Annotated in this window: 10 protein-coding genes; 6 read left to right on the forward strand and 4 right to left on the reverse strand. The window is 71.3% G+C overall.

Translation table 11 applies throughout. The features are described from left to right. The first annotated feature begins 54 nt into the window (after positions 1-54). Positions 55-4578 (forward strand): glutamate synthase large subunit, encoded by a 4524-nt coding sequence (gene gltB, locus BLQ91_RS06630; RefSeq protein ID WP_090095684.1) that lies wholly within the window; start codon positions 55-57, stop codon positions 4576-4578. Next, positions 4571-6076: a glutamate synthase subunit beta gene (locus tag BLQ91_RS06635; protein WP_090095685.1), complete on the forward strand. Its 1506-nt coding sequence runs from the start codon at positions 4571-4573 to the stop codon at positions 6074-6076. The genes gltB and BLQ91_RS06635 overlap by 8 nt, the downstream gene beginning before the upstream one ends. Positions 6077-6177: 101 nt before the next feature. On the opposite strand, the gene BLQ91_RS06640 is transcribed toward BLQ91_RS06635, so the two are convergent. Then, complete coding sequence (locus BLQ91_RS06640) at positions 6178-7080, reverse strand: phosphate/phosphite/phosphonate ABC transporter substrate-binding protein (protein ID WP_176959585.1); 903 nt, start codon at positions 7078-7080, stop codon at positions 6178-6180. Then, positions 7077-10682, reverse strand: coding sequence for an nSTAND1 domain-containing NTPase (locus tag BLQ91_RS06645; RefSeq protein WP_176959586.1), 3606 nt, complete (start codon positions 10680-10682; stop codon positions 7077-7079). The genes BLQ91_RS06640 and BLQ91_RS06645 overlap by 4 nt, the downstream gene beginning before the upstream one ends. A 411-nt stretch (positions 10683-11093) precedes the next feature. Between BLQ91_RS06645 and BLQ91_RS06650 the strand changes: the two genes are divergently transcribed. The 4 genes from BLQ91_RS06650 (at position 11094) to BLQ91_RS06665 (ending at position 14564) form a co-directional block, all read left to right on the forward strand. Continuing rightward, positions 11094-11408 (forward strand): hypothetical protein, encoded by a 315-nt coding sequence (locus tag BLQ91_RS06650; RefSeq protein WP_143022537.1) that lies wholly within the window; start codon positions 11094-11096, stop codon positions 11406-11408. 154 nt (positions 11409-11562) lie between these two features. Continuing rightward, the gene (locus BLQ91_RS06655) at positions 11563-12036 is read left to right on the forward strand and encodes a carbonic anhydrase (protein WP_245733176.1); all 474 of its coding nucleotides are present in this window, start codon (positions 11563-11565) and stop codon (positions 12034-12036) included. Between the two features lie 9 nt (positions 12037-12045). Continuing rightward, positions 12046-13395 (forward strand): SulP family inorganic anion transporter, encoded by a 1350-nt coding sequence (locus BLQ91_RS06660; protein ID WP_090095690.1) that lies wholly within the window; start codon positions 12046-12048, stop codon positions 13393-13395. A 344-nt stretch (positions 13396-13739) separates the two neighbouring features. Beyond that, positions 13740-14564 (forward strand): DNA/RNA non-specific endonuclease, encoded by an 825-nt coding sequence (locus BLQ91_RS06665; protein WP_090095691.1) that lies wholly within the window; start codon positions 13740-13742, stop codon positions 14562-14564. On the opposite strand, the gene BLQ91_RS41080 is transcribed toward BLQ91_RS06665, so the two are convergent. Together BLQ91_RS41080 and BLQ91_RS06670 are read right to left on the reverse strand one after the other, a co-directional pair. Further along, on the reverse strand, positions 14554-14724 hold the full coding sequence (locus tag BLQ91_RS41080; protein ID WP_176959587.1) for a hypothetical protein: 171 nt from the start codon (positions 14722-14724) through the stop codon (positions 14554-14556). The two genes, BLQ91_RS06665 and BLQ91_RS41080, sit on opposite strands and share 11 nt — an antisense overlap. A gap of 135 nt (positions 14725-14859) precedes the next feature. Continuing rightward, entirely contained in the window at positions 14860-16791 is a 1932-nt protein-coding gene (locus BLQ91_RS06670; protein WP_090095692.1) for a helicase-associated domain-containing protein, read from the reverse strand. Positions 16792-16824 lie beyond the last annotated feature (33 nt).

The following is a 16824-nucleotide window of genomic DNA, read 5'->3' on the forward strand; positions in this document are numbered from 1 at the left end:
GTCTGAGCACGAGGACATTGTTCTTTCGCGAGGACGACGAAGGAGGTCTGCGCAGTGATCTTCTCCGCCATCCCCGGCCCCCAGGGTCTCTACGACCCGGCTGATGAGCGCGACGCCTGTGGTGTCGCCATGGTGGCCGACATCCAGGGCAGGCGTTCCCACGGCATCGTGAGCGATGCGCTGACGGCGCTGGCCAACCTGGAGCACCGGGGTGCCGCCGGCGCCGAGCCCACCTCGGGCGACGGTGCGGGCATCCTCCTGCAGCTGCCGGACGAGTTCCTCCGCGCCGTGGCCGGGTTCGACCTGCCCGAGAGAGGGCAGTACGCGGCGGGAATCGCTTTCCTGCCGTTCGAGGCCGAAGAACGCGAAGCGGCCATGCGGCAGATCGAGCGCATCGCCGAGGAGGAGAACCTCGTCGTCCTCGGCTGGCGCGACGTCCCGGTCGCCCCGGAGTCCGCCGGCGTCGGCCCGACGGCCATGTCGGTGGCGCCGCACTTCGCACAGCTGTTCGTGAAGGGCACGCGCGACGAGTCCGGCATCGCCCTGGACCGCCTCGCCTTCTGCCTGCGCAAGCGCGTGGAGCACGAGGGCAGCGTCTACTTCCCTTCGCTGTCGGCGCGCACGATCGTCTACAAGGGAATGCTGACGACCGAGCAGCTGCCGGCGTTCTTCCCCGACCTGCACGACGAGCGCCTCTACACGGCGATCGCGCTGGTGCACAGCCGCTTCTCCACGAACACGTTCCCCTCGTGGCCGCTCGCACACCCGTTCCGGTTCGTCGCCCACAACGGTGAGATCAACACCGTGCGCGGCAACCGCAACCGCATGCGCGCCCGCGAGGCGCTGCTGGACAGCGACCTGATCCCCGGCGACCTCGCCCGGCTGTTCCCGATCTGCAACCCGGACGGCTCGGACTCGGCGTCGTTCGACGAGGTGCTGGAGCTGCTGCACCTCGGCGGCCGCAGCCTGCCGCACGCGGTGCTGATGATGATCCCGGAGGCGTGGGAGAACCACGCCACGATGGACCCGAAGCGCCGCGCCTTCTACCAGTTCCACGCCTCGCTGATGGAGCCGTGGGACGGCCCCGCCTGCGTCACGTTCACCGACGGCGAGATCGTCGGCGCGGTCCTCGACCGCAACGGGCTGCGTCCCGCCCGCTGGTGGCAGACCGCCGACGGCCGCGTCGTCCTGGCGTCGGAGACCGGCGTGCTCGACGTGCCGTCCGACCAGGTCGTCGCCAAGGGCCGCCTGCAGCCCGGCCGCATGTTCCTCGTGGACACCGCCCAGGGCCGGATCATCGACGACGAGGAGTTCAAGTCGACCCTGGCGTCGGAGCAGCCCTACGACGAGTGGCTGCACGCCGGCCTGCTCGACCTGGCCGACCTGCAGGACCGCGAGCACGTCGTGCAGAGCCACGAGTCCGTCGTGCGCCGCCAGCTCACCTTCGGCTACACCGAGGAGGAGCTGCGGATCCTGCTCACGCCCATGTCGATCACGGGCATGGAGCCGCTGGCCTCGATGGGCACCGACACCCCGGTCGCGGCGCTCAGCCAGCGCTCGCGGCTGCTCTACGACTACTTCGTGCAGAACTTCGCGCAGGTCACGAACCCGCCGCTGGACGCGATCCGCGAAGAGATCGTCACGTCGGTCAAGCGCGTGATGGGTCCCGAGCAGAACCTGCTGGGGCCCGGCCCGGTGTCGTGCCGCCACGTCACGCTCGACTACCCGGTCATCGACAACGACGAGCTCGCCAAGCTCATCCACATCAACGACGACGGCGACCTGCCGGGCTTCGCCTGCACCGTCCTGTCCGGACTGTACGAGGTGGACGGTGGCGGCGAGGCGCTGGCCGCGGCGATCGAGCGCGTGCGCCGCGAGGCGTCGGAGGCCATCGCGAACGGCGCCCGCACGCTGGTGCTGAGCGACCGCGACTCGGACCACCGCATGGCGCCGATCCCGTCGCTGCTGCTGGTCTCCGCGGTGCACCACCACCTGGTGCGCACCAAGGAACGCCTGCGCGTCGCGCTCGTCGTCGAGTCCGGTGACTGCCGCGAGGTCCACCACGTCGCCGCGCTGCTGAGCTACGGCGCCGCCGCGGTGAACCCGTACCTCGCGTTCGAGACGATCGAGGACCTGATCAGCCAGGGCGCCATCACCGGCGTCCGGGCGCACAAGGCGATCCGCAACTACGTCAAGGCGCTCGTCAAGGGCGTCCTGAAGATCATGTCCAAGATGGGCATCTCGACCGTCGGCGCCTACACCGCCGCGCAGATCTTCGAGGCGGTCGGCCTGTCGAACGACCTGCTGGACGAGTACTTCACCGGCACGCAGTCGAAGCTCGGCGGCGCCGGCCTCGACGTGCTCGCCGAGGAGGTGGCGCTGCGCCACCGCCGCGCCCACCCGGACAACCCGACGGCGCGCGAGCACCGCAGGCTCGAGGTCGGCGGCGAGTACTCCTACCGCCGCGAGGGCGAGCTGCACCTGTTCACGCCGGAGACGGTGTTCCTGCTGCAGCACGCCACGAAGACGCGCAAGGAGGACGTCTTCCGGCAGTACACGGCGGAGGTCGAGCGCATCTCGCGGCAGGGCGGCACGCTGCGCGGCCTGTTCAAGTTCCGCAGCGAGGGCCGCACGCCGATCCCGATCGACGAGGTCGAGCCCGTCAGCGCGATCGTCAAGCGCTTCAACACCGGCGCCATGTCGTACGGCTCCATCTCGGCCGAGGCGCACGAAACCCTCGCGATCGCGATGAACCGCCTGGGCGGCCGGTCGAACTCCGGTGAGGGCGGCGAGGACCGCGAGCGCCTGTACGACCCCGAGCGCCGCTCGGCGGTCAAGCAGGTCGCGAGTGGACGGTTCGGCGTCACGAGCGAGTACCTCGTGAACTCCACGGACATCCAGATCAAGATGGCACAGGGCGCGAAGCCCGGCGAGGGCGGCCAGCTGCCCGGCTTCAAGGTCTACCCGTGGGTCGCGCGCACCCGGCACTCCACGCCGGGCGTCGGCCTGATCTCGCCGCCGCCGCACCACGACATCTACTCGATCGAGGACCTGGCGCAGCTCATCCACGACCTGAAGAACGCGAACGAGCAGGCACGGGTGCACGTGAAGCTCGTCTCGTCCATCGGCGTGGGCACGGTCGCGGCGGGTGTCGCCAAGGCGCACGCGGACGTCGTGCTGATCTCCGGCTACGACGGCGGCACCGGCGCCTCGCCGATGAACTCGCTCAAGCACGCCGGGACGCCGTGGGAGATCGGCCTCGCTGAGACCCAGCAGACGTTGCTGCTCAACGGTTTGCGCGACCGCATCACCGTCCAGGTCGACGGCGCGATGCGCACGGGCCGTGACGTCGTGGTGGCCGCGCTGCTCGGCGCCGAGGAGTTCGGCTTCGCCACGGCTCCGCTGATCGTCGCGGGCTGCGTGATGATGCGCGTCTGCCACCTCGACACGTGCCCGGTCGGCGTCGCCACGCAGAACCCCGACCTGCGCGCCCGCTACACCGGTCAGGCCGACCACGTCGTGAACTTCTTCGAGTTCATCGCGCAGGAGGTCCGGGAGATCCTGGCCGAGCTCGGCTTCCGCACGATCGACGAGGCCGTCGGTCACGCGGAGCTGCTCGACAAGGACGAGGCGATCGAGCACTGGAAGATCGCGGGCCTGAACCTGGACCCGGTCTTCGAGGTGCCCGAGACCCCGTACCCGACGGCGAAGCGCCGCGTCCGCGACCAGGACCACGGTCTCGACAAGGCCCTGGACCGCACGCTGATCCAGCTCGCCGAGGCGGCGCTGGAGGACGCGCACCAGGTCACGCTGGAGCTGCCGGTCCGCAACGTCAACCGCACGGTTGGCACGCTGCTCGGCGCCGAGGTCACCCGCCGCTTCGGCGGCGAGGGCCTGGAGGACGACACGATCCGGGTGAAGCTGACCGGTTCGGCCGGCCAGTCGCTCGGCGCGTTCCTGCCGCGCGGCATCACGCTCGAAATGGTCGGCGACGCGAACGACTACGTCGGCAAGAGCCTGTCCGGCGGGCGGATCATCGTGCGGCCGCACGACGACGCGCCGTTCCGCGCCGAGGACCAGGTGATCGCGGGCAACGTGATCGGCTACGGCGCCACGTCCGGCGAGGTCTTCCTGCGCGGCCGTGTCGGCGAACGCTTCTGCGTCCGCAACTCCGGCGCGCTGCTCGTGGCCGAGGGCGTGGGCGACCACGCGTTCGAGTACATGACCGGTGGCCGGGCAGTGGTGCTCGGGCCGACCGGGCGCAACGTCGCGGCCGGCATGTCCGGCGGAATCGCGTACGTGCTCGACCTGGACCCGTTGTCGGTGAACCAGGAGATGGTGCAACTGCAGCGCCTCAGCGCCGAGGACCTGCGTTGGCTCAAGGACGCCGTCACCAAGCACCACCAGCACACCGGTTCCGCGGTGGCTGCGTCGCTGCTCGGTGACTGGACCCGTCGGGCCGGTGCGTTCACGAAGGTCATGCCCGGCGACTACCAGCGCGTTCTCGAGGCCATGCGCCTCGCCCGCGCTGAGGGCCGGGACGTTGACGCGGCTGTCATGGAGGCGTCTCGTGGCTGATCCACAGGGTTTTCTCAAGCACTCCCGCTCCGACGCGCCGAAGCGTCCGAAGCCGGAACGGTTGCAGGACTGGAACGAGGTCTATCTCCAGGAGACCCCGGAGGAGCGCAACGCCGCCGTGCGCACGCAGGCGACGAGGTGCATGGACTGCGGAATCCCGTTCTGCCACAGCGGAACCGCGGGCTGCCCGCTCGGGAACCTGATCCCCGAGTGGAACGACTTCGTGCGCCGTGGCGACTGGGAGCTCGCCTCGGACCGCCTGCACGCCACCAACAACTTCCCGGAGTTCACGGGAAGGCTGTGCCCGGCACCGTGTGAGGCCGCCTGCGTGCTGTCGATCTCGCACGACGCGGGCGGCGCGGTCGCGATCAAGCGGGTCGAGGAGACCATCGCGGACGTGTCGTGGGAGAACGGCTACGTGCAGCCGTCCCAGGCAGCCGTGTCCTCGGGCAAGCGCGTCGCGGTCGTCGGGTCCGGTCCCGCCGGGCTCGCCGCCGCGCAGCAGCTGACCCGCGCGGGCCACGAGGTCGTGGTGTACGAGCGGGACGACCGCCTGGGCGGACTGCTGCGGTACGGCATCCCCGAGTTCAAGATGGAGAAGAAGGTCCTCGACCGCCGTCTCACACAGCTGCGCCGTGAGGGCACCAAGTTCGTGACCGGCTGCGAGGTCGGCGTCGACATCACGGTCGAGCAGCTGCGCGCCGAGTTCGACGCGGTCGTGCTGGCCGTGGGCGCGCTGCGCGGCCGTGACGACAAGACGACCCCGGGACGCGAGCTCGAGGGCGTGCACCTCGCGATGGACCACCTGGTTCCCGCGAACCGCGCCTGCGAGGGCGACGGCCCGTCGTCGCTCTCCGCCGAGGGCAAGCACGTCATCGTCATCGGCGGTGGCGACACGGGCGCCGACTGCTACGGCACCGCGACCCGCCAGGGCGCGCTGTCCGTGACGCAGCTCGACCAGTACCCGATGCCGCCCTCCGTGCGCGACGACGAGCGCTCACCGTGGCCGGTGTGGCCGCACATCCTGCGCACGTACCCCGCGCACGAGGAGGCGGGCGAACGCCGCTTCACCGTGGCGGTCAAGCGTTTCGTGGGGGACGAGGCCGGCCACGTGCGGTTCATCGAGCTGCAGCAGGTGCGCGTCGAGAAGGACTCGTCCGGCCGCCGCGCCGTGATCCCGGTGTCCGACGAGATCGAGGTCCTGCCCGCCGACATGGTGCTGCTGGCGATCGGCTTCGAGGGCGTCGAGCACATGCGGCTCCTGGACGACCTGGGCATCTCGCTCACGACCCGCGGCACGATCTCGTGCGGCTCCGACTGGCAGACGACCGCGCCCGGCGTGTTCGTCTGCGGGGACGCCCACCGCGGCGCTTCCCTGGTGGTGTGGGCGATCGCGGAGGGGCGGTCCGTGGCGAACGCCGTGGACACGTTCCTCACGGGCGCCTCGAGCCTGCCCTCGCCGGTGATCCCCAACCAGCTTCCGCTCGCTGTGGTCTGACAACGGCGTCCGACAGCGGAGAGCAGCATGACGCCCCGCGCGACAACGAGGTCGCGCGGGGCGTTCGCCTTTTCCAGGGCCGACGCGTTCGAGATCACCCGCTAGCCGGGCGTGCAGGAGCTCCAGCCGACGGCCCGGCACGCCGCCCGCACCGGTTCGTACACCGAGTCGTCGACCTTCGCGTATCCCCAGGCCGTGGCGTCACCCACCGGGCACTCGCCCTGGCAGAACCCGTTGGCCCGCAGGTGGTCCGCGGTCGCCTTCGTCTGCAGGGCGGCGACGATCCGCTGCCGCAGCGGTTCCGGCAGGTCGTCCGCCACGGCCAGGGGAGCGCCGGGGATCGGACCGGACGTCCAGATCTTCTTCAGCTGCCCCGGCTGGACCTGGCCGCGTTCGACCAGGTGCCGGTCGACCATCTCGTCGAACGCGAAGCCCGCGTCGCACTGCCCGGTGGCCACGGCGAGCACGGTGGCCTCGTGGCCGCTGGTGAACACGGGCACGGTGTCGCGCGCCGGGTCGAGGCCGATCGCGCGCAGCGCCGCGCTCGGGTAGAGGAACCCGGTGGTGGACAGGCGGTCGGCGTAGCAGACCTTGCGGCCGCGCAGGTCGGCCAGCGACCTGATGGACGAGTCGGCGTGGGTGAAGCCGAAGCCGCGGTACGACGGTGCGGCGCCCTTCTCCTTCACCTGCGCGGAGACCGGGGTGATGCGCGCGCCGCGTTCGCGCGCCACGACGTAGGACTGCGGGCCGAACGCGCCGATGTCGATCGAGCCGTCGCGCATGCCGGTGACGAGGGCCTCGTAGCCGGTCGGTTCCTGGACGCGGATCTCCACGCCCGTTTCGCGGCGCAGCATGTCGACGATCGGCAGGTACGTCTGCTGGGTCGTGATCGAGCTCGCGGTCGGGACTCCGCTGAACACCAGGGGTTCGCGGGCCCGCGCCACCTCGGCGGGCGGGGACGAGCACGCGGCGAGCAGCAGGACCGCGGGGAGGAAGCGTTTCATCGCACGTCTCCTGAGCAGGTGTCGCGGTAGGGCAGGGCGGGGAGGTACTGCTGCCATTCGAGTCGGCTGAGGCCACCGCCCGCGACCGCGCAGGCGCGGTGGACGGCGTTGTCGAGCAAAGCCATGTCCCACAACACCGTCGTGCCGTCGGAGCCCGCGGTCGCGAGCACGGTGCCGCTGGGGGCGAACGCGGCGGAGTTCACCGCCAGCCGGTGGCCGTCGAGCTGCCGGCCGACCTGGCGGGGCTGGTTCGGGTCGGTGACGTCCCAGACGAGCGTGCCGCCGGTGGACGTGCCCGCGACGAGCTTCGTGCCGTCCGGGGCGAACGCGAGCGCGGTGACCTGCTTGTTCTGTCCCAGCGGCTGGCCGATCGGGAGCGGGTGGCCCGGATCGCTGATGTTCCACAGGATCGTCGTGCCGTCGGTGCTACCCGCGGCGAACACCTTGCCGTCCGACGAGAACGCCGCCGCGCTCACGCTGTTCCTGAGCCCCGCCAGCGGTTTCCCGATCGGCTTGCCGGCGGCCACGTCCCACAGCACGATCGTGTTGTCGCTGCCCGCCGTCGCGTCCATGCCGCCGTGCGAGGCCAGCGAGTGGAGCCGCGAGCTGCCGGTGCCCTCGCCGATCTTCCTGGGCTGCTGCGGGAGGCCGACGTCCCAGCGGATCTGCCGGTTGTCCGCCCCGGTGGTGACGAGCGTGGTGCCGTCCTCGAACGCGACGGACTTCACCAGCATGCCGTGCCCGGTCAGCGGCGCCCCGATGCGGCGGGGCCGGTCGGCCATCTCCCACACGACGGCGGGCCCGCGGGTGCTGCCCGTGACGAGGCGCAGGCCGTCGGGGGAGAACGCCAGCGACGACACCGCACCCCGTTGTCCCACCAGCGGATCGCCGGCCTGGCGCGGCCGGTCCGGGGCGCTGATGTCCCACAGGACCGTGGTGGCGTCGTGGCTCCCGGCGGCCAGCACGGACGAGGTCGGCGAGAACGCGACGGAGGAGACGAGCCCGCTGTGCCCGGTCAGTCGCGTGTACGTGCGGTCTGCCGGGGTCCACAACGTCGTGGCGCCGTCCGATCCACCGGTGGCCAGCAGCGTCCCGGTGTCGTTGAAGGCCACGGACGTCACGGCCTTGCGGACGTTGTCGTTCAGCGGCTCGCCCGCGACCGGCCGCTCCGGTGAGCCGATGTCCCAGACCACCACCGTTCCGTCGTGGCTGCCGGTGGCGAGCTTCGTGCCGGAGAACGCCACCGACGACACCCCGGCGCCCTGGCGCTGGAACGGCTCGCCGAGCTGTGCCGGCCGCGGTCCGAGGCGCCACAACGCCGTGGTGCCGTCCGAGCGGCCGATGGCGAGCAGCGTTCCGGCCTGGTCGATCGCCATCGACGTCACCGGCTGGCCCGACGGCAGGCGTTGACGCCGTGAGGTGGTCCGCCTGTCCCACACCAGCACCGAGCCGTCGGAACTGCCGACCGCGGCGACGTCGAGCGACAGCGCCACCGACGTGACGGCCGCGCTCGTACCGGACTCGGTGGCCAGTTGCCGCGGCTCGTCGGTGAGGTCCCACAGGCTCGCCGTGCCGTCCGTGCTGCCGACGACGGCCGTGTGCCCGGCGGGGCCGAACGCGACCGCGGACACCGTCTCGCCGAACGAACCGCCGTACCGCGTTGTCAGCAACGTGTTGACCAGCTCGGTGTTCGTGTCCGAGCTGGGAACGAGCCGGTGCGCGGCCAGCCCGAGCCGTAGCGCGAGCTGCGGCGACGAGTTGCGCGCCACCTGGGCCTGCGCGATGAGGGCACGGGCGGTCGCGGTGTCGCGTTCGTCGCTCGCGACGCTCCACTGCACGGCCGCGAGCCCCGCCGCGCCGACGGCCGCCACGAGGAACACCGCGAGCCAGCTGGTCGTGCGCCTGCGGTCGCGGCGCCGCTGTTCCTGCAGCGCGACGATCCTGGTGCGGCTCGCGGTCAGGAACCGGCGGGCGTCGGGGGACAGGTCGTCCTCCGCCACCAGCGGCGCGATGGCGGCGAACGTGTCCTCGTTGAGCAGCAGGTGGTCGGCGCACTCGCCCTCGTTCCACTGCGAGGCGTCCAACTCGACCGACTGCGCCGCCCGCAGGCCGATCTGCCGCTCGTCGATCGCGGTGCGCAGCGGCCTCCACTCGGTGAACAGCGCCTCGTGCGCCACGCCGATCCAGCGACCCTGCTTGTCGCCGCTCGCTGTCAGCAGCCGGTGCCGGACGAACACCTCCAGCGCCTCGCGGGCGCCGGGGTCGAGCTGCGCCAGGCTGACGCGCTTGCGGGTCGGCCTGCCGGTGTGGTCGAGCGTGGCGAGCGACGCGAGCCGGGAGAGCAGCTCCTCCCGGCCGAGCCCGGTTTCCGAGACGGCGCCGTCGAGCACGTCGTCCGCGTGCCGGGCGAGCGCGCCGTGCACGCCGCCGAGGTGCTCGTAGCGTTCGCTGGACAGCGTGCCGCCCCTGGGCACGCCCATCGCGAGGTGTTGCAACGTGAACGCGAGCAGCGGCAACGCCTCGCCGCTCGCCGTGTCCTCCACGAGCCGTGCGACGAGCTCCGGGTGCACCTTGAGCCCCGCCACCCGCGCCGGCCCGGTGATCACCACGTTCAGCACCTCCCGGGTGAGCGGTGCGAGCACGTAGCTGCCGAGGTGGACACCGCCCAGCTCCGGCAGCGTCCGCAGGTCGTCGAGGAACTCCGACCTCAGCGTGGCGATCACCCGCACGTTGTCCGCCAGCGCGTCCTTGAGCAGGCTCGCCAGGAACTGCCGGTCCTTCTCACCGGCGCGGGTGAAGAGCTCCTCCGCCTGGTCGATGGTGATCAGCAGCCGGCGGTCCTCGTCGACGAGCTCGTGCGCCACCCCGCGCAGCCCGTCGAGGACGAGCCGGTCCCTCGTCTCGCGCAGGCTCCAGCGCAGGCCGACGCGCTCGGCGGTCTTGCGCACCGACCGGGCCAGCGCGTCCAGCGGGTCGTTGCCCGGCAGCCACGGCGGCATGACGAGCCAGCGCGGGTCGTCCGCGAGCTGGGCCAGCAGGCCGGCTTTGACCAGCGACGACTTGCCGCAGCCGGAAGGGCCGACGACCGCCAGCAGCCCTGGCCCGCGGCGCACCTCGCGGGCCAGCGCCCGGGTCTCCTGGTCGCGCCCGAAGAACACGGCGCTCAACGCCGTGCTGAACGCGTCGAGGCCCGGGAACGGCTCCTGGTCCTTCGCGAGCTTGCGGCCACCGGCGTCGAACTGCCGCAGTGCCTTCTCCAGGTGCTCGCGCGCGGTGGCGTGCGGGATGTGGTTGAGGTGCCGGATCAACGGGTGGATGACGTCCTCGGCCTGCACGGGCAGCAGCAGGCAGCCCAGGGCGTCCGCGATGGCGACCTCGGCGGTGCACCAGCTGGAGACGACCGAGGCCCCGCTGACGAGGCAGACCACCGCGTCCGCCCGGCGCAGCTCGTGGTGCAGGCGCTCGCGCCACGCCTCGCCCACCTGGATGCCGTCGTCGGGGTGGACCTCCAGGAAGGTGTCGTGATCGGGGTCGAGCCAGTCGCGGATCTGCGCCGCGATCGCCACGTCCTGCGTCGCATGGCTGATGAACACCCTCGCCACGGCAGGCCTCCTTTGGCATTCGGTCACCGATTGTGCAGAGCGGCAGGGGATCGGTGATCGGTTGTCCATCAATTGGCACAACTCCAACGCGGGAGAGCTGCGCTCCGCATACCCGCGGGGCCGCCGGAGTGGCTCCCCCGCTCGGCGGTCGCCGCGACGGCCGCCTCCGCTTTGCGCCCGAGACTCGTTGTGCGGGGTGCGGTATCTTGGTGTATTCACGCAGGAAATGAACGTGAAGTGAAGTCGCACTTCAGCGATCGGCATCGCTCCGCGTTGTTCCACCCTGTGAAACCTGAAGATACTTTCGGGTGAATTTGGCTCCTGAAACGGTGGTACATGTCATGTGTTAACCACCCCGTCATCCGCTCGGGTAAAACTGACGGAGGGAAATCAACTCGGTCGGGGGTGAGCATGCGCAGCGTTCTTCTTGCTGTCGTCGTCGCCCTGTGCGCCGTGCTGACCCCGGCCATCTCCACGGCCTCGATCGGCGCGCCGCCGCCGAAGTCCAAGACCTCCGCGCCGAAGGAGGAAGCGCCCCGCGAGGAACGGGAGCCCAGCCGGCCGAGGCTGCCGGTCGCGTCCGCGGATCGCATGTCCGACGAGGCCACACCGTCTTTCACGACGGTTTTCGCACCCCGCACGGCACCCGGCGCCGCCCCGGTGACCGAGGCGGAACCGATAGCCGTCTGGCGCACACCTCCCGCACTGCAGGTGTTCCGGAACTGATCGGTCCCCACCGCCCGATCAAACCGAACACTTTCTCCAGCAGTGAGGGATTCCCGTGGACTTCCATCGCTTTGTTCAGCATGCCCGCGCACACGCCGCATCGCGTTCCCGCGCAGTCGGCCGCGAGCTCGCCGCGGGGCAGCAACCCAGCACGATGTTCATCACGTGCGCCGACTCGCGCATCGTGACGGCCGCGATCACCGGAGCCCAACCGGGTTCTCTGTTCGAGCTCCGCACGGCGGGCAGCGTCATTCCCCCGTATTCGCTGACCGCGCCGACCAGCGAAATGGCGACGATCGAGTTCGCCGTGGTGCAGCTCGGCGTCAGCGAGATCGTCGTGTGCGGCCACTCCCACTGCGGCGCGGTGAGCGCGCTCACCGGCGGTGGCATCGACCACCTGCCCGCGATGCGCGGCTGGCTGCGCCCGAAGGCACCGCGCACGCCGTCCGACCCGGCGATGCGCGCGGAAGGGCAGGAACACGTCCGCGCCCAGCTCGAGGTGCTGCGGGCGTACCCGTTCGTGGCCGAGAAGGTCGTCGCGGGCTCGCTGCGCGTGCACGGCTGGTTCTACGACATCGAGACCGGCGAGGTCTCCGCGTGCGATGAGCACGCCTTCCTTCCGCTGTAGGGGCCAGCCGTGATCAAGAAGCACTGGCCCGACCTGGGGGCCTCGATCGTCGTTTTCCTGGTGGCGCTACCGCTGTGCGTGGGCGTGGCGGTCGCCTCCGGGGTGCCGGCCGAACTGGGCATCGTGACCGGCGTGGTCGGCGGCGTGGTCGTCGGCCTCCTGCCGGGCAGCACGATGCAGGTGAGCGGACCGGCTGCCGGACTGACGGTGCTGGTGGCGGACGCCGTCGCAAGGCACGGGATCCAGGCCCTGGGCGTGATCGTCCTGGGTGCCGGACTGCTGCAGGTGCTCCTGGGCGTGGCCCGCTGCGGGAGGTGGTTCCGCGCGATCTCCCCGTCGGTAGTCCAGGGCATGCTCGCGGGCATCGGCCTGGTCCTGGTCCTCGGCCAGCTGAAGCCGATCGTGGCGTCCCCGATCGCCCTTGCCCTGGGCCTGCTGACCGTGGTCATCATGCTGCTGTGGCAACGCACCCCGATGCGCGTCGTACCGGGCGTGCTGGTGGGCGTGGTCGTCTGCACGGCCCTGGCGGCGCTGTTCACCTCCGACGTCGACAAAATCGTGGTGGGCACCCTCTCCGCGGACGTGCACCTGCCGAACTTCTCGCTGCTGGACACGGGAGTGGTCGGCACGGCGGTCGTCTTCGCCCTGGTGGCGTCGGCGGAAAGCATGTTCGGCGCCACCGCCGTCGACCGCATGCACAACGGCCCGCGCACCCGCTACAACAAGGAGCTCGTCGCCCAGGGCGTGGGCAACACGATCTGCGGCCTCCTCGGCGCCCTGCCGATGACGGCGGTGATCGTGCGCAGCTCGGCGAACGTCGCCGCAGGCGCCCGCACCAAGGCCTCGCGGGTGCTGCACGGCGTGTGGCTGCTGCTGTTCGTGGTGCTGCTGCCGGGCCTGCTCACGCTGATCCCGGTGGCGGTGCTGGCGGCCGTTCTCGTGCACGCCGGCTGGAAGCTGCTGGGCCTCGGGGACCTGGTCCGCCTGTGGCGCACGGACAGGGCGGAAGGCGCGGTCCTCGCGCTGACCGCCGGCCTGATCGTGGCCACGGACCTGCTGACCGGAACCCTCGTCGGCCTGCTGGCGGCGGTCGTGAAGACGGCCTGGGACGTGTCCCGGCTCTCCGTGGTCGAGACACCCGAGGGCCTGGCGCTGAAGGGCAACGCGACGTTCCTGCGGCTGCCCCGGCTGCTGGACGTGCTGGACGGCGTGGACCGCGAGCACGTGCGCATGGACCTGAGCGGGGTGCGCCACCTCGACCAGGCCTGCGGCCAGGCGATCGAGCAGTGGGTGGACGAGTCGCGGCGGGCGGGCAGGACCGTCGAGCTCGTCGGCAGGGGCGAGCCGGTGCGCAGATAGGGACGAGCGCGCCCGGGCAAGCTCTCGCGGGGGTCCCCTTCGGAAATGGGGTCCCCCGCGACCCGACCTGCACAGCGGGTCTGACAATTCCGGCGCGAAGCCGAAGGCGAGCCACCCGGTGATGGCGCAACCACGACGGCGATGACTCGACCACGCGATACGGAACCGAAGGCGACCACCGCCCCAAGGCGACCACCCCGCTGGAACAGGCACCCGCTCAGCACGCCCCACCCCCGGCGAACCACAACCGAACTCCCGGCGAACACTAGGCCGTTCGGGTGTGCCCAGCTAACGCCGGAGTGGAAAGTGTCGACCCACCAGGTGAACCAGTAGGGGGCGACACCATGACCACCACAGCCGTGAAAACCGGTTTCGACACGCAGTTCCTCGGCACCGAGGCAGGCCTCCCGGTCCTGACCGAGCAGGGTGCCGCCGACGCCGTGGAGCTGGGCGGCGAGACCACCATCGACTACACCCACTTCTCGCTGGCGATGAGCAAGTCCCGCAGGTTCGCGAGCTGGGTCGCGTGGAACATCGACGGCGCCGAGATGAAGGCGTTGAGCCGCAACAACATCCCGTTCGTCAAGGACCCTCGGATCCCCGCCGAGTTCCAGACCGGGGACGAGCTCTACCGCGACAACCGCCTCGACCGCGGGCACCTGGCCCGCCGCGCCGACCTCTGCTGGGGGCCCAAGGCGGAGGCGCAGAGGGCGAACAAGGACTCGTTCTTCTTCACGAACATCACGCCGCAGATGGACGACTTCAACCAGAGCACGAAGGAAGGGCTCTGGGGGCGGCTGGAGGACGCGGTGCTGGCCGACGTCGACGTGGACAACCTCAGGGTCAGCGTCTACGGCGGGCCGGTGTTCAACGTCGACGACCGGATCTTCCGGGGTGTCGCGATCCCGCGCGAGTTCTACAAGGCCATCGCGTTCGTGGTGGACGGGGAGCTGCGCTGCAGCGCCTTCCTGCTCACCCAGAACATCGTCCTGGCCGAGGCGCTCGACCTCGACGAGTTCCGCGTGTTCCAGGTGTCGCTGACCGAGCTGGAGAAGCGCACCAGCTTCACCTTCCCGGCCTCGTTGCACGCCGCGGACACGGCCTCGGTCCAGCTGCTCGACGTGGAGGAGCGCAAGCCGCTCGACAGCCTCGCCGACATCAGGTGGTGACGCGCACGCCGGGCAGGGCCTGACGCAGCTCCTCCAGCCGGGCGGGCGACTCCGGCTGGTGCACGACGACGTGTCCAACGCGGGCAGGGCGAGCGGTGGTCGATCGCAACCCGCGCATCGCGTTCCCGAGCCGGTGCACGGCCTCCTCGCGCGGCACCATCGCTCACCGCACGAGCAACAGGTCCAGGACAACAGCACGGTCTCGCGCACCGTCAGCAGTCCGGCGGAGAACGGGTCGGCCACGTCCCCGGTACCGGCACGTGGTCACCGGGAGTCCGGTGACCTCACCGGCTGTTCATCCCAGCCGGTCGGCGGGGAGCGCGACCTTGCGGACGTGGCCGATCGTGAACTCCCTGCTCGTGCCGTCCTCGCACTCCGCGCTCAGCACGCCCTCGAGGTGCTTGGTGGGAACCACCACGTACGTCTCCGTCCTGCGCGGCCCGCTGGCGTGCCCGATCTCGACGCGGCTGCCGTCGACCAGGGCCGACGCGAGGAGCAGGACCTCCTCGTCGCGCAGGAAGACGTTCTGGTCCCGCAGCGTCCTGGCGGCGTCGGCGCGCGGCGTCCCCCGGCCCACGGACGGCCTTTCCCGCTCCACCAGGCGGACCGCGAGCTGGGTCAGCTCCAGGTCGTCCACCTCGCCGCGCCACCACCGGTCCGGCCGGCGCTCGCCCCGTGCGGGTGCCCGCAACCGTTCCACGTGCTCCACGATGGACTGGTCACCGCCGTCCACGCCGGTCGGCGCGTACCCGGACCGGCGCAGGGCCGTCAGCGTCTCCGCCATCGGCCGGTCCGACGCCAGCACCGTCGGCGCCAGGAACCGCAGCTTCAGCGACGCCAGCCGCTTCGACCTCGCGATCTCCCGCAGCAGAACGGGATCGGTGCCGCGCACGCAGCTCGCCACGTTCGTCACCGTCAGGTGCCCGTGCTTGCGCGCGATGTCACGCACGTGGAAGTCGATGACCTGTGGCAACGCGGCCTCCGACACGGCGGCCAGCTCGGCGAGCACCTCGTCCGCGGACAACCCGGAGTCGAGCGCGCGCCGCACCGAGCCCGCCGACAGCCGCCACACCCGTGCCGCGTCGTTGTCCTCCAGGTCCGCCACCAGGTTCAGCGTCGCGCTGAGTTCCGGCGACGGCAGCCCGTTCACCACCGCGGTCATGTCCGTCTGGAACGCGGCCTTCTCCGTCGCCGGCGGCATGAGGGCGGCCGCGGCGGCCTCGACGTCACCGTCCCGCACCACCGCGACGCCCAGCGGCGTGAGCGCGCCGCCCGCGACCAGCCCCAGCGCCTCCATCTCGCCGATCACCGCCGTGGTCGCCCGCGGGTCGTGCACCGCCGGCCGTTCCCAGGCCAGCTCCGCGACCAGTTCGCCGACGTCGGTGAAGGCCTCGTCCGCCGAGAACCGCTCCAGCGCGCTGCGCCGCAGCAGGAGCCCGTGGGCGCCGGTGTAGTCGCGCAACGCCGCCCGCGCCTGGTCCGGAGCCGGTCGCCAGTCCATCCGCCGCCACGCACCGACCAGCGCGGCGAGCCGCGGCCCCGGCTGCGAGTCGAGCCACGCGTCACCCTGCCTGGTCGGCAGCAGCCGGGAGCGGTCCACCCCGAGCAGCTGCGCCTCGACCGCGAGCTCCAGCCACAACCGCAGCACGCCGTCCTCGACCCGCAACACCCGCGCGGCCCGCCGGATCTCCACGGTCGCCACGCCACCGGTGTAGCGGGCGTCGAACGCGTCCTGCTCGCAGTGCGCGAGAAGCCGCGCGACTCCGTCCACTGTGGACATGGCGGGGACGATCGGCGACATGGCGGACGCCCTGCGCCTGCCGGGCTTCTTCGGTCGTAACGTGAGCTGGCCGCGCACCGCACCCGTGGCGCGCACGGAGTTGACCGCGATGAGCCGCGGTCCCTCCGGCCACGCGAGCGCCCGCTTCTCGAGCTCGTCCAGCGCCCGTTCGAAGTCGCCGATCGAGCACCCCAGCTCGGTGCGGACGGTGTCGACGGTCCCGGTGCCGCCCTGCGCCACGATCGTGCCCAGGACGTCGAGCGCGCCCTGGTCCAGCGTGTCCTCGGCGGCGTGCACCGAGTCGGAGTCGGTGAGCTGCGTCGCCAGGTCCTTCATCGTCCGGATGAACCGGTCCGCCACGTCGCGGCGGTGCAGGAGGATCGAGGTCACCTCGTCGGGACCGAGTCGGAGGAGCCAGGTCGCGAGCGCGTTGATACGGCGAGGCATTCGTCGGATTATGGTCCCGGTTGTGCGCCCTCA

This window comes from Lentzea jiangxiensis (genome assembly GCF_900104175.1).
GTDB lineage: Bacteria > Actinomycetota > Actinomycetes > Mycobacteriales > Pseudonocardiaceae > Lentzea > Lentzea jiangxiensis.

Bases quoted from the DNA above. Each gene is read 5' to 3' on its own strand.
- BLQ91_RS06640 (WP_176959585.1), bottom strand. From the start codon at position 7,080: ATGAAACGCTTCCTCCCCGCGGTCCTGCTGCTCGCCGCGTGCTCGTCC.
- BLQ91_RS06650 (WP_143022537.1), top strand. From the start codon at position 11,094: ATGCGCAGCGTTCTTCTTGCTGTCGTCGTCGCCCTGTGCGCCGTGCTG.
- BLQ91_RS06655 (WP_245733176.1), top strand. From the start codon at position 11,563: ATGTTCATCACGTGCGCCGACTCGCGCATCGTGACGGCCGCGATCACC.
- BLQ91_RS06665 (WP_090095691.1), top strand. From the start codon at position 13,740: ATGACCACCACAGCCGTGAAAACCGGTTTCGACACGCAGTTCCTCGGC.
- BLQ91_RS41080 (WP_176959587.1), bottom strand. From the start codon at position 14,724: ATGGTGCCGCGCGAGGAGGCCGTGCACCGGCTCGGGAACGCGATGCGC.
- BLQ91_RS06670 (WP_090095692.1), bottom strand. From the start codon at position 16,791: ATGCCTCGCCGTATCAACGCGCTCGCGACCTGGCTCCTCCGACTCGGT.